The 13,110-nt window shown below is 33.5% G+C and carries 11 protein-coding genes and 1 CRISPR repeat array (1 of these 12 cut by a window edge); of the genes, 3 read left to right on the top strand and 8 right to left on the bottom strand.

The features are described 5' to 3' along the window. A CRISPR array of direct repeats spans positions 1-931; the repeat unit is 36 nt; unit sequence GTCTTCAGCTACTCTCAAATCCCCATTTGATACAAT (it extends 1,146 nt beyond the left edge of the window). 49 nt (positions 932-980) lie between these two features. The 4 genes from cas2 to FJR48_RS10655 all read right to left on the bottom strand — a co-directional run bounded on the left by cas2 (position 981) and on the right by FJR48_RS10655 (position 6,683). After that, a complete protein-coding gene (gene cas2, locus FJR48_RS10670; protein WP_152308113.1) occupies positions 981-1,313 on the bottom strand; it encodes a CRISPR-associated endonuclease Cas2 in 333 nt (110 codons plus the stop codon). Continuing rightward, the gene (gene cas1, locus FJR48_RS10665) at positions 1,310-2,182 is read right to left on the bottom strand and encodes a type II CRISPR-associated endonuclease Cas1 (protein ID WP_152308112.1); all 873 of its coding nucleotides are present in this window, start codon (positions 2,180-2,182) and stop codon (positions 1,310-1,312) included. Before cas1 ends, cas2 begins: the two co-directional genes overlap by 4 nt. A 114-nt stretch (positions 2,183-2,296) precedes the next feature. Further along, complete coding sequence (gene cas9 / locus FJR48_RS10660; RefSeq protein ID WP_152308111.1) at positions 2,297-5,770, bottom strand: type II CRISPR RNA-guided endonuclease Cas9; 3,474 nt, start codon at positions 5,768-5,770, stop codon at positions 2,297-2,299. Positions 5,771-5,939: 169 nt separating this feature from the next. Continuing rightward, on the bottom strand, positions 5,940-6,683 hold the full coding sequence (locus tag FJR48_RS10655; RefSeq protein ID WP_152308110.1) for an SDR family NAD(P)-dependent oxidoreductase: 744 nt from the start codon (positions 6,681-6,683) through the stop codon (positions 5,940-5,942). Positions 6,684-6,873: 190 nt separating this feature from the next. Here FJR48_RS10655 and FJR48_RS10650 point away from each other — a divergent pair, with 190 nt between their 5' ends. After that, positions 6,874-7,227, top strand: a complete 354-nt coding sequence (locus FJR48_RS10650) for a MarR family winged helix-turn-helix transcriptional regulator (RefSeq protein WP_188108580.1) — start codon at positions 6,874-6,876, stop codon at positions 7,225-7,227. Between the two features lie 11 nt (positions 7,228-7,238). Here the strand turns inward: FJR48_RS10650 and FJR48_RS10645 are convergent, their stop codons facing one another. Continuing rightward, complete coding sequence (locus FJR48_RS10645) at positions 7,239-7,973, bottom strand: pirin family protein (RefSeq protein ID WP_152308108.1); 735 nt, start codon at positions 7,971-7,973, stop codon at positions 7,239-7,241. 11 nt (positions 7,974-7,984) lie between these two features. After that, on the bottom strand, positions 7,985-8,323 hold the full coding sequence (locus FJR48_RS10640) for a cyclophilin-like fold protein (protein ID WP_152308107.1): 339 nt from the start codon (positions 8,321-8,323) through the stop codon (positions 7,985-7,987). Between the two features lie 211 nt (positions 8,324-8,534). Between FJR48_RS10640 and FJR48_RS10635 the strand changes: the two genes are divergently transcribed. Beyond that, complete coding sequence (locus FJR48_RS10635; RefSeq protein WP_152308106.1) at positions 8,535-9,440, top strand: AraC family transcriptional regulator; 906 nt, start codon at positions 8,535-8,537, stop codon at positions 9,438-9,440. On the opposite strand, the gene FJR48_RS10630 is transcribed toward FJR48_RS10635, so the two are convergent. After that, on the bottom strand, positions 9,418-10,620 hold the full coding sequence (locus tag FJR48_RS10630; protein WP_152308105.1) for a hypothetical protein: 1,203 nt from the start codon (positions 10,618-10,620) through the stop codon (positions 9,418-9,420). The two genes, FJR48_RS10635 and FJR48_RS10630, sit on opposite strands and share 23 nt — an antisense overlap. Before the next feature lie 119 nt (positions 10,621-10,739). Here FJR48_RS10630 and FJR48_RS10625 point away from each other — a divergent pair, with 119 nt between their 5' ends. Further along, a complete protein-coding gene (locus tag FJR48_RS10625; RefSeq protein ID WP_152308104.1) occupies positions 10,740-12,752 on the top strand; it encodes a BCCT family transporter in 2,013 nt (670 codons plus the stop codon). A gap of 28 nt (positions 12,753-12,780) precedes the next feature. On the opposite strand, the gene FJR48_RS10620 is transcribed toward FJR48_RS10625, so the two are convergent. Next, positions 12,781-13,101, bottom strand: coding sequence for a sulfite:cytochrome C oxidoreductase subunit B (locus FJR48_RS10620; RefSeq protein ID WP_152308103.1), 321 nt, complete (start codon positions 13,099-13,101; stop codon positions 12,781-12,783). Positions 13,102-13,110 lie beyond the last annotated feature (9 nt).

Raw genomic sequence — 13,110 nt, 5'->3', positions numbered from 1 at the left:
ATACAATCTCATTTTGGAATTTCAATTGAGAATTAGTGTCTTCAGCTACTCTCAAATCCCCATTTGATACAATCAAGCTGTATGCGTCCAGCTCTTTTAGGTAGTCTTCAGCTACTCTCAAATCCCCATTTGATACAATTGTTCCAAGTGCTATAAATACACCTGTCATGTCTTCAGCTACTCTCAAATCCCCATTTGATACAATAGTTTATTTTTCTAATATGATGAGATAACAGTCTTCAGCTACTCTCAAATCCCCATTTGATACAATTCGCAAAGAAATCATAATGCGTTTACCTGCGTCTTCAGCTACTCTCAAATCCCCATTTGATACAATACTACAGGTGACATCAACTTGACTGAGTTTGTCTTCAGCTACTCTCAAATCCCCATTTGATACAATTATAAAGTGCTATGTAATTCAGATGGTATGGTCTTCAGCTACTCTCAAATCCCCATTTGATACAATTCTGGTGGTTGAATTGTCCTCTTGCGAAAAGTCTTCAGCTACTCTCAAATCCCCATTTGATACAATATCATAATCCCCTTCGCCATCTGAAACACAGTCTTCAGCTACTCTCAAATCCCCATTTGATACAATTGTTCTAAATCATTTATATAAAAACATACTGTCTTCAGCTACTCTCAAATCCCCATTTGATACAATTATGAAGATAGTCGGTGCTACAGAACATGCGTCTTCAGCTACTCTCAAATCCCCATTTGATACAATTTAAAAGTGATGTTATAGTGCTAAACTCGTGTCTTCAGCTACTCTCAAATCCCCATTTGATACAATTTTAGAATAATACTCTAAACTTTCACTTTGGTCTTCAGCTACTCTCAAATCCCCATTTGATACAATGCACAACGAGCTACGCTCTCTATTCGCTTCGTCTTCAGCTACTCTCAAATCCCCATTTGATACAATAGAGTAGCTCAAAGGTACTATATTTAGGACTTTTTAGAGACGTTACCTTCTAAAAAACCATAACAAGTTGTGTCATCTCTTCTACTTTTTCCTCTGGTTTTTCTCGATAGTTTTCAACAATTATCATATTTTTGTATTGATTTTCTGTAACTCGAAGTACTCGAATAGAACTTTTTTCAGGTGCAACCTCTTCAATTTTTGCTTCATATTTTTCTGCCATATACAAACTGTCACAAAATCGGACATATACAGAGTACTGAAACATTATAAAGCCATATGAAAGCAAGTCTTTTCTAAATTGTCTATATCTTTTTAGATCACCCTTTGTCTCTGTAGGCATATCAAACATTGCAAATAAAACCATACGTCTAAATCTACTCATATCATTTTTGCTATATTTATGTTTTCTCTTTTACCCAGACAAAAAGACTGATAAGAGGCGACAACTGTTTTTATTGCATTATCAAGAGAGATTTTACGTTCCTCTTCTATATTAAACAATTCATACTCATAAAGTAGTACAGAAAACTTCTTTTTTTCTTCCCATCCAAAACTTTTACTTTTAATATTACAATGTACAAACTCATCCACAACAGGACGAAATACTTCTATAAAATCATCTGCCAAATTAAAATTGTTTAACTGGCTTGAATGAAATATACCATTTGTCGGATTTATTCCGTAAGCAATTATATAACGGGCTATTGAACTTCTTATAATGCTATAACCGTAATTAAGTGCAGCATTTATAACGCTGTCATCTCTTCTTGTGAACTCTTTACCAAAGAGTTCTGGAAAGTATATATTTGCGGCAAGTGCTTCTATATTTGTTTTATCGGCAGAGGTTACTTTATGCCACAGTCCATCTATCGCTTTACTCTTTTTATATTTTTCCAAGACAAAAGACTGATGCTTTATTTTTGCAAAGATTATCTGTTTCCACAACTGGTTGTGCTTTGGTTTGGAAACTTTTTGCTGTGCCTTTTGTACGAGTGAAACTCTACTATTTTTATAAAGCGGGATATTGATAGATGAAGGCATATATTTTTCGTCTACAAAAACGGTACAGATATTTTTTTGTGCTAGATGTGAAAGTAACGACGATGTAATCGTAGTTTGTTGGTTTTCAACTATAAGCATATCTATATCATCTAAAGATATAGTAGTGTCAAAATCATCATTTTTTATGCCAAGTGAATTATTTTTATAGTAGAGGTGAGATCTGTTTTTGATGAATATATGTTTAAACATAAGAAGTTCTCCGCTTGAAAGGATAAACCTTGCGGGGTGCGGAGAGGACCCCTTGTCTTAAGCAGACTATCAAATCCCCATTTGATACGAGTATAATTTTAGAGTAATTCATCTTTAGCCAATCTGAAAATTTCCGTAAAAGTCAATTTTTGCTTTTTTTATGATTGTTTTTTTATTGATAGTTACTGCTACAACACCATTTGTATTAATATTTTCAATTTGTATCTTATGATTTGTACCAGCTATTTGTCCTCCACCATTAGCAACCGCCAAATACTGAACTTTCTCTTTTTCATCTAAAATAACGACAACTTCCCCTTTATGTATAGAAAACTCATACTGTTTATCTATATTTTGAAAACTTTCCTTAAAATTTGGTTCTATATCATTTTCTATAGATCTAAAATATTTAAGTCCGATTATCTGATGTTTAGAAGAACTGTAAATATCTACAGAAACTGTATAATCATTCTCTTTACATACAAATGGGTGCCCCTCTTCTTGCGCTTGTTTAAAAGTTTCTATATTCAATTTTTCCATTAAAATACTATTGCCATTTTGAATCAGTACAGTACTCGCTTTTGTTTCTGAATCACTTAAATTTTTCACACCTTTAACAATCTGTTTGGTTCCATTTTTCGTTACAAAATAACAATTTGAAAACGCTATTTCATCTCTAACGGATTGAAGTTGTGATTTTATCTCATCTATCTGCTTAGAAAGTTCCACATCTTCTTTCTTTTTATCAGCTTTTTGTTTATTCACAAGCTCTTTTTCTAGTACACTAAATTTTTCTTCTTCTGCCCTTTTTGCAATCAAAAATTCGCCATATTTTGGTAAAGCCTCTCTAATCCCTTTTTGTTTAAAAATATCAAGTTGCGATACAATTTCTTGAACACACATTCTTACACCCTCATCTGTTCTATCTGTCACTTTTAGCTGTTTCTTCTCCTGAAGAAGGTCATAAGGAAGTAAGCTGATATTTTTTAATTCTTGAAGCTGTTTAACCCCTTTAGAATTTTGTGCCACTACAAGCTTTTTGTTTCCATCTTTAAAACCTTTTTTATTTGTCTTAATCTTGTTATATGGACATACATAGAGTTCATTGTTCTTATATTTTTCCACTAAATGACTACAGAAAGAGTGTAGAGTTTCCCCTTCACTTGTAAAAGGAACATTCTTGGAAACATTCTCTTTCATAGCTTTTGTTTTAAACTTATTTTCTTTTTGTTTGAAAAAGTTATGTAAAGCAAACATCCCTTTTTTATCACACAAAGCAACTGTTAAAGCATCTATACTGTGATGATAGTTAGTCGTTCTGTCTTTTTTTCCTGTATCTTCTGAGGTAATTAGTTCCTTGATTCCCCAAATATGTTTTAGTTCATTAATTGCTTTTGCACTCACAACCCGTACATTGCTTTGTTCATCTTTTCCGTAACGATTCGTTTTAGGATAGAGATAATGTTCAAGGTAGTTTTTGATAATCTTTATACTTGAACGTGTATCATTTAGATAGTTTGCTAGAAAAACATTAGTATCTTGATCAAAAATAGCTTCTATTTTTTCTTCATTTGTGAGCCAATCTTTTTTACTCTCTTTCATCGAGCTGTTATGAACAGCTGCTTTATAATCTTCCCACTTTCCTATCTGTTTTAGATACTCCATAGGTGGTACATCAGTTTTGTTTTGATTATGCTTTTTAAGGACGAGAATGGTGTTTTTTTGAGAGTTGTTCCAAAAATGGGAACGTGGAATAAAATGTTCAATTTCACATTCTTCTTCATCTAATGCCTCTTTGAGGGTTAGCGGTTCGTTGCTGTAAAGACATTTATATTTTTGTTCAATAAGCATTTTAGCTTTTCTAACTTTTGTAGGGTTATCATAATCTTTGATATTCTTGTCTTTTAAAAGATTTTTTGCCTCATCGTTGATCTTTTTATCGTCTTTTTGGTTTTCTTTAATTTTATCTTCTTCTTTTTTACTGTTAAGCTCTTTTCCACCTTCTATCGCTATCTCATCAATTTTCCCATATTTTTTTATTATGTCATTGATAAGTTTTCTCATTACCGAGATAATTCGTTCAACTGTTTTTGAACTGTTTGCTTTATAGTACAGATGCTTTGTATCAAAGTAAGAGAGATTCTCTTTTAACCATTTTATATCTGCTTGTGTAGGGTTAAACGGTGGTAAGTAATCATAAGCTGGCATACCAAGATATTTATCAAAATAACCCAAACTCTCAAGAGCCTCCGAAAATGAATTCCCCTGTTCCATTTTTTCTAAAACCATTTTTGCAAAACGAACTGAAAAAGAACCGAATCCATCTATGGAAGATACTTTTGCAACTTCATTAATGAATTCATCTTTTGGCTCCAATTTTCCAGTAAAAGATTTTTGTAACTCTTCAACTCTTTTAGAAATATTTTTATAGTAACTCAAAATAAGAAGTGCTTTTTCAAAAAAATCTCTATGCTCAGTATAAAAATCCACATTATACTGCTTGAAAATAGCAGATAGTTCTCTAAATCCTTTGATGTTCAGTACTTCTGCACTTCCACCAACATCATTAAGTTTACAGTTTTTCAAACTTGTTTTTGTAAAAATATTTGCAAATGTGATCTTATCGCTTGTCGGCTCATTAACCCATTTTGCAACCACCTCATCAATTTGCTTTTTTGACAAAGAAATTATCTCACCACTTTTTTTATCCATAGTTTTATAATTGCTGAGAGATTGTTTTAAAGTGAGTTCTATATTGTAAATACTTGAAAGAGACATTCTCTTTTGCGGTGTTTCGTGATATTTGTCAAAATAACTGCAATATGCAACCATATCTTCAAAACTTTTAAGCGGTCGTTGTTCCATCATTACATCTCTTACCGCGATATAAAACTTTTCACATTTCTCTTCACTTGCAAAAATATTTCTATTATCTTTTTGACTGAAAATTACGATTTTTAATTCATCTTCATGGAGTTTTCTATTGAGTGAATTTGTATAATTACCGCCTTTATTGCGTACAGGAATGTTTTGGTATCCAAGTTCTTCTTTTTGAGTACGTCTATATGTTAAAAGTTCAGTAGGGAGGATGAAACCTTTTTCTTTGATTAGCTGTATGTTTTTACTTATGGAGCCATTGATTTTTTCATTTTCTTTTGCACTATTTTCATCTTGCTCGGTCGATTCAAATTGATTTGAATACCCACGCCTTGTAGTTATGCTATAAAGTGCTTTGATAAACTCTGCTTTAGATAAATCTTGATGTAATGCCTTTTCTCTTAGAATATAAACATCACTCTCTACATCTAAAGTATTCAAGTAACTACTTGGCTCAGTAACAAAAGATTTATCTGTTAAACCATGTTCAAAGAATAAATTACGTATATGTTGTTTTCTTCTGCTTTTTCTATCGTTCAATCTTCTCGAAGAACGCCCTTTACGTCTCTCTTCTGCAAGTTCTGGAACATCAAAAATAATACTATTTGTTGTAAGATTATTAAATTCAGTTTTTCCATCTTTTTCCAACACATCTATTAATGAAAAGCCTATACTTGCAACACCTATATCTAAACCCAATACTCTCTTCATTAATGTTTCCTAATATTTATAAAATATATAATAATAATTCACATTATTATACCAAATCATATTAAGAATAGTATACACACTAGATATTTCATTTTGTTACTAAAACAGTAGATTATTGAACAAAATAGTCATGTACAACGAGAAAATTCTCACTGTACAAATTTTTTATTTATGATAGATAAGCCCCACCGCTTACAGATAGATAAGCTCCCGTAACTTGGGCACTTTCATCCTTAACAAGAAAGCTTATAGCATTTGCCACATCTTCAGGTTTTGAGATTGTCTGAGTAGGTGTCATAGAACGTATGAATTCTTTAAATTCATCTGGTGCTTGGCTTGTTGCATCCGTTAGTACCAATCCCGGTGCAATGATATTTGATGTAATCCCATGAGCTCCTAACTCTTGTGCAAGATATTTACTAAAAGTATCAAGTGCCCCTTTGGCTGAACCGTGAGCTATAAAACTAGGTGCAGGACTCTCGGACAAAGTACTAGATATAAACACCAAACGACCGAATTTTTTCTTTATCATAGAAGTTGTTGCATATTTAGCAGATACGTATGCCGCATGCATCTCATCATTTAGTTTTTGAGAAAACTCATCCCAAGTTTGCTCAACAAAAGGTTTTTGAGTAAAGTTCATGTTTGCGTTTGATACCAAAATATCTACACCGCCGTATTTAGATTCAATATCATCAAACATACTTTCAACTTGCGTGTCAACTCTGACATCAGCTTGAATAGCATATGCTTCCCCGCCGTTTGAATTTATTTCATCTACTAACTCGTTTGCCACTTGTGTAGAGTTTACATAGTTTATAAATACTCTATACCCTTGAGCTCCAAGTTCTTTTGCAGTTGCAGCTCCTATACCTCTTGCTCCACCTGTTATAAGTACATTTTTCTTAGACATTTTTGCTCCTTTTTATTTACTTGTTGTATGCAAGTATATTAGTAAAAATCTTAAAACTTGTTAAAGACAAGTATTTAGTTTATTGTGTTATAATTTTCTTATGAAAAAAGAGGAATTTAATTTATCAGAATCTTACGGCTACCACTTCAATATTATATTTACAAATATAAAAAGGATGATGGAGAGCAGGTTGAAAATTTATGATGCGACACATTTACAGTTTAGTATCCTTGTGAATCTATATAAAAACAATGTAAAAACTCAAAAAGAGATGCTTAAATATGTTAACGGTGATGAAGCAAGTATTACAAGGCTTATAGATAGACTCGAATCAAAGGGTTTGATTAAAAGGGTAAAATCAACAGAGGACAAAAGAAAAAAGCATCTGGTTTTAACCCATAGCGGAGTATCATTGGCAAAAAAAACTATTGCCTGTGCTCAAGAAGTAAACCAAGAGATTATTAAAGATTTGGATAAAGATGAAGCTAAGAAGCTTTTAGAGTTACTTCAAAAGGTGCATCTCTCTTTAGACAAATTAGAATAAAATCTTTTAGTTTATATTTTAACTCTAGGGTAGGGAAGCACTTTTGGAGACTTTATAATAAATAACTCCAGCTCGTCTTTTGCATCTACAACAAAAGAAGATGTATCGTCGATAACTACAAAATCATCTTGTACTACAGATTTTTTATTTATGCTGCCTTCGCCCTCCATAACATAAATAGAATATACATATGATATACCTGTTTTTTTAGTATAAGTTCCTTTTTGAAAAAACTCTCTACGTATGCTTATATCAGCAGTTTGATGTTCAATGTCACTTTTTGTCCCGATATATTCAATAGCTTTAACATTTTCAGCATTATCTATGCTTAGATTATCTTCAGTATAGTCTTGATAGCTTGGGTCTGTTTTAAGTGTTTTTGAAAAATCTGGATCGAACCATATTTGAAATACTTCAGATCCTTTGACTATACGTTCAGAATGCATGACGCCACTTCCTGCTTGAATAATTTGAAAACCACCCTGTTTAATTGGTGTCCATACATTTGTAGCCGTATCAAAGTGTTCTAAAGAACCCTTAAGAACAAAGGTCATTATCTCAAAACCTTTATGCCCGTGTAGAGGAAATTCAGCACTCTCATGAGCTACTAAATGAGCCCAATAAAATAGGCTTGAATATGCATAGTGTTTATTATGTTCAGGAAATGGTATGGGTTTGTTCTCAGTAAAACTGTTATTAAAAAGATGTTGAATTTGTTGGTCTGATTTTGATTTATGTAATAGCATGTTTTATCCTTTTACTTATGTATATTTATAGTACCTGACATATTTTTTATATTCTCACAAGCACTTATGCAGCTACCAAGTTCATATAACCCTTTAGCAGCTCCAAAGTCTTTATAAAACATAACTACGTCTCCCCAAGGCGCATAATATGCAAGAGTTCCGTTTTTTGCATTAGCTGGCGGTGTATTAGACGTAGATAGTTTTTTTGGCGGATAAAATATCTTTTCATTACTTCCAAAATTTTCCACATCTATATTAAGTGGAAGTTGAGTGTAAAGTTCTTTTGCCGCATCTGAATCATTTAGCTCAAAAATAGTTTTTTCACCATTGCTTTCTATCGTGATTTGCATACTTTTTTCCTTTCCATCAGCAACCAAATTAAATGTAAGTAAAATAAGAAATATAAATTTTAACATCTCAACATTATAAACTAAGTTTCAGTATATTAATATAATAAAAATCCATTAAAGATGCCTGATTATCCAAATATATATAGTATTTGAAGTTTTGTAGGATGAGTATAAATAGTATATAATACTGCTTATCTATATGGAGGGTAAAATGCATAGCAATTTAGAAAAGTTAAGATCTGAAATGATTGATTTTTTAAGTGCAACATATCCACTAGAAGGCGATGTTCAAAGTGAGATTTCAAATCTTGATTTTTTCTTCTCAAAATCTCCAACCCAGCAGATAAACATCTTGTATGAGCCATCGCTTTGTGTTATTTTGCAAGGGCATAAAGCTGTTGGTTTTGGAGATGAAACACTTAGTTATGATAATGAAGAGTATTTGATATCCTCTACGCATCTACCTGCTAAAATGAAAATTTTAGAGGCATCAGAAGATAAACCGTATATGTCGCTTAGAGTAAAATTCTCTTTAGAAGATATATATGAACTTCTAAAAACTTTAAAACCACATGAGGAAAAACTAGATAAAAATGCGCAAAAAGGTTTGTACTTCGGTGATATGGATATTGAACTGTACGAGTCTATTCATAGGTTTATCATGCTTCTTAAAAGACCAAAAGAGGATATTGAGTATCTTTCACCGCTTTTGGTCAAGGAGATACTTTATAATTTGGTTAAAAGTAAAGGCGGAACTTTTTTAAGAAAGTTTTCACAAGCGGGAACTACCTCAAATAAAATAACAAAAGTTATATCGCAAATCAAAGAAAACTTTGATGAAAAGTTAAATATAAAAGAGTTGGCATATAGTGTAGATATGAGTGAGTCATCGCTGTACCAGCACTTTAAAACCATAACAACGATGTCGCCTATTCAGTTTCAAAAAAACCTTAGACTTGAAGAAGCGAAACAACTTTTACTTTTAAAAGATATTGAAATAAGTGAAGCCGCATTTCAAGTAGGGTATGAATCTCCCTCGCAGTTTAGCAGAGAGTTTTCCAGAATGTTTGGTTTATCTCCAAAGGCATATATCCTTAAAAATAATATCCAAAATTGATATTAAGACGATGTTCTAAATCATTTGAACTGTTTGCACCAAAGTTATTAGTCCCTCCGTCCGAACCTGTATAAGGTCCTACAAAGTAGTTACCGTTTGCTAAAGCTAGGTCCGTATATATATACCAGTTTCCTCTTGCAAATGCAGTACCTATCATCCACATATAACTGTTGTTAAACGTATCTTCATCTTTTATTATATTGCTATACTCTATATACGGCAGTGCATAGTCAAGCCACTCTATATTTGGCGTATCTATTTTGTAGTTAAGTGAAACAGATGGTAGCCAAGCTTCTGAAGCTACCCCTTCACCATAGTTAAATCCACCCATTTTGATTAGTGCATCATCTACGGAGTCGTTATTTGCATCAACACTCATCTCATATCTTGTTAATTGGGTGGTAAGTGTAAAGTTTTTATAGCGGTTTATCATATGAGCAGACACTGCAAACCTTGAACCATCATCCACACCTTGAGTTTGAGCTTCGAGTTGTGAATATAGTAATGATATACCGTATTCTTGTTTTTTATCCCATAACTTACTAGAGTAGATTACTCTTGCTGAGAGCTGATTTTTTTCATGAAAATCATCAACAACGTCATAAGCATAACGTGTACTCTCACCTCCTGCACCGATACCGTCATCCTCACTACCATAGTAGTATGCTAAATCGTATTTTATATTATTTAGTGTTGAGCTAAATTTTACGCCCAAGTCCATATCATCTGCAAGACCTACGTAGTAGTGTTGGTCAAAAAACCAACTTTGAGATGCTCCATAAGCAGTTGGACCAAATGGAACACGGTTGATACCCACCTCTACATGAGCAGTGTTATTTATAGCATATCCCAGCCATGCAGTATGAATAAAACTATAGTTGGTACCGTTTTGTGTATTTCCAAATCCTGGATACCATCTATACTCAAACTTTCCTAAAAAATCATCATGTTTATAGTCTATATTTACTCTTGCAGTATCCAAATCAAATATACCTTGACTCCCCTTTGAAGCATTTGCAGTATCTGTTTTTGAACTGTCATTTACGTAGTTGACTCTTAGTGCTCCACCTAAACTAAAGTCACCTATTTTAATGGAGTTATAACTAGAAGAAGCTTCTAAAAAACAACTTGTTGCAAGAAAACTGAGGCTTAAACTTAAGAATTTATTGGGGCGTTTCATTTGGAATCCTTTTCCTCCTATCGTAGTTAATATTGACTTAAACTGAAGTTAACTTTCAATTTGTATTTAAGCTCGAATCTGATACTCTGATAGGTAGTTCACGATAAAAGGGATACAAAATGGAAGAATCAGAGGCCAGTAAGTCGAGAGAATCGACTATATTAAAACCGGTATTTTATCCATCTGTTGCAGTTATTTTTATAATGGTTGTTTTTGCTGTTATAGACCCTCAGGATGTAGGTGAAATATTTAGTAGTATAAAACAATTTATAGCCCAGAAGTTCGGCTGGTTATATATGTTAAGTGTTGGTGTTTTTACCTTTTTCGTGTTATTTTTAGCTCTCTCTCCATATGGTCGTTTTAAATTAGGACCGGATCAGTCAAAACCAAATTTTTCTTATTCGTCATGGTTTGCAATGCTTTTTAGTGCAGGGATGGGGATAGGTTTGATGTTTTGGAGTGTAGCCGAACCTGTTATGCATTATACATCACCGCCTATTGGTGATGGTGGAACTATGCAAGCGGCTAAAGATGCTATGAAGATTACTTTTTTTCATTGGGGATTTCATGCTTGGGCTATTTATGCAGTTGTGGGATTGGTTTTAGCTTATTTTTCTTTTCGTCATGGATTGCCGCTTTCTGTGCGTTCAGCACTTTATCCTTTAGTCGGTAAAAAAATTTACGGCTCTATAGGGCACACTGTAGATACGGTAGCAGTACTTGGGACCATCTTAGGGGTAGCTACATCTCTTGGTCTTGGAGTAATGCAGGTAAATGCAGGACTAAATTATCTTTTTGATATAACTATCAGTACGAGCGTACAAGTAGTATTAATAGCTATAATCACTGCTATGGCTACTGTATCTGTAGTGCTTGGTTTGGAAGGCGGTATAAAAAAACTCTCAAACTTGAATCTATATTTGGCAGCTAGTTTGTTGCTTTTTGTACTTTTAGCCGGACCTACATTCTTTTTACTAGATGCATGGCTGCAAAATATTGGTAATTATCTATCTGATATTGTATATATGACTTTTAATCAGTATGCGTATAATGATACAAAATGGATGAGTTCATGGACTTTATTTTACTGGGCTTGGTGGATAGCATGGGCTCCTTTTGTCGGAATGTTTATAGCTAGAGTATCTCGCGGTAGGACTATTCGTGAATTTGTCTTTGGTGTTATGTTTGTTCCTGTAGGATTTACATTTATTTGGATGACTGTTTTTGGGAATACTGCTTTGGATGCTATTATGAACAATGGTTTTGTAGCGCTTAGCGAAGCAGTATCTGCCGATGTTTCAACTGCACTTTTTAAATTCTTGGAACATTTTCCAATGTCAAGTTTTGTCTCCGTTGTTGCAATGATATTAGTTATAACTTTTTTTGTTACATCTTCAGATTCGGGTTCATTGGTAGTTGATACTATTGCTTCAAAAACAAAACTTGAAGCACCTGTCTGGCAACGTATATTTTGGGCTGTGCTAGAGGGTGTAGTAGCTGCAACTTTACTTCTGGCAGGCGGTCTTGGAGCTTTACAATCTGCTTCTATTACCATAGCTTTACCCTTTGCAGTGATAATGCTTATAGCTTCATGGGGACTTTACCGAGCTCTGCATCTGGAGAGCACACGTTATGAGAGTTTGCAACACCATATGAACGCAGGTAGGCACGGAAAGATTAGCGGGACATGGAAGTCACGTTTAAGCAGGATAGTCAGTTATCCCTCGATGCAAGAGACAAAAAGATTTATTTCCGAAGATGTAATGAATGCTATGAAGCTTGTAAAAGATGAACTAAATACACATTACTGGGATGTTGAAATTATTCACGATAACAAAAATTCAGTATCTTTTTTCAAAGCGGAACATTCGGGAGATATGGACTTTATATATGAAGTCCGTGCCAAAAAATACGATACACCCGAATATGCTTTTCCCGAATCTATAAACCCGACACAAGAACAACATGAATATGCCAGAGCGGAAGTTTACTTACAAGACGGAAATAAAGCTTATGATATATACGGATATGATGAAGAGGTGATTGCTACGGATATTATAGACCAGTTTGAAAAACACCGTCACTTTTTACATAATACGGCAGGTTTAAGCCCTGCTATACCTATAGATTAAAAATATCCCCTTTTAAGGGGACGTTTTATTATTTTAGTTTACCGTTTCCGTAGTGTTCAAATAGATAATCATTTACAGCTTTAGCATCCTCTTTTGAAATTGGAGCTTTAAAGTGTACAATCATCTTCTGTGTTTTTTTAACCCAGAATTCATAAGACTGTGGACCTTGGTTTATGATGTAACCAAAAGAGTGACACATTAGACAGTTTGCCTGAACGGCATCAAAACCCTTACCCATTTTAATTTCATACGGGATATAAGGTACTGCAACGTCGCCTTTTACCTGAGCTAGAAGTGGAGCTGCACTAAGTGTTGCTGTTATTAAAGTTTTTGTTAAAATATTTTTCATCTTTGCTCC

Origin of the sequence: Sulfurimonas lithotrophica, from assembly GCF_009258225.1 — a bacterium.
GTDB classification, from domain to species: domain Bacteria; phylum Campylobacterota; class Campylobacteria; order Campylobacterales; family Sulfurimonadaceae; genus Sulfurimonas; species Sulfurimonas lithotrophica.
This window is presented reverse-complemented; position numbering and strand designations above follow the sequence as displayed.

Coding starts and splice junctions, on each gene's coding strand:
- cas2 (WP_152308113.1), bottom strand. CDS start 1,313: ATGAGTAGATTTAGACGTATGGTTTTATTTGCAATGTTTGATATGCCT.
- cas1 (WP_152308112.1), bottom strand. CDS start 2,182: ATGTTTAAACATATATTCATCAAAAACAGATCTCACCTCTACTATAAA.
- cas9 (WP_152308111.1), bottom strand. CDS start 5,770: ATGAAGAGAGTATTGGGTTTAGATATAGGTGTTGCAAGTATAGGCTTT.
- FJR48_RS10655 (WP_152308110.1), bottom strand. CDS start 6,683: ATGTCTAAGAAAAATGTACTTATAACAGGTGGAGCAAGAGGTATAGGA.
- FJR48_RS10645 (WP_152308108.1), bottom strand. CDS start 7,973: ATGCTATTACATAAATCAAAATCAGACCAACAAATTCAACATCTTTTT.
- FJR48_RS10640 (WP_152308107.1), bottom strand. CDS start 8,323: ATGCAAATCACGATAGAAAGCAATGGTGAAAAAACTATTTTTGAGCTA.
- FJR48_RS10635 (WP_152308106.1), top strand. CDS start 8,535: ATGCATAGCAATTTAGAAAAGTTAAGATCTGAAATGATTGATTTTTTA.
- FJR48_RS10630 (WP_152308105.1), bottom strand. CDS start 10,620: ATGAAACGCCCCAATAAATTCTTAAGTTTAAGCCTCAGTTTTCTTGCA.
- FJR48_RS10625 (WP_152308104.1), top strand. CDS start 10,740: ATGGAAGAATCAGAGGCCAGTAAGTCGAGAGAATCGACTATATTAAAA.
- FJR48_RS10620 (WP_152308103.1), bottom strand. CDS start 13,101: ATGAAAAATATTTTAACAAAAACTTTAATAACAGCAACACTTAGTGCA.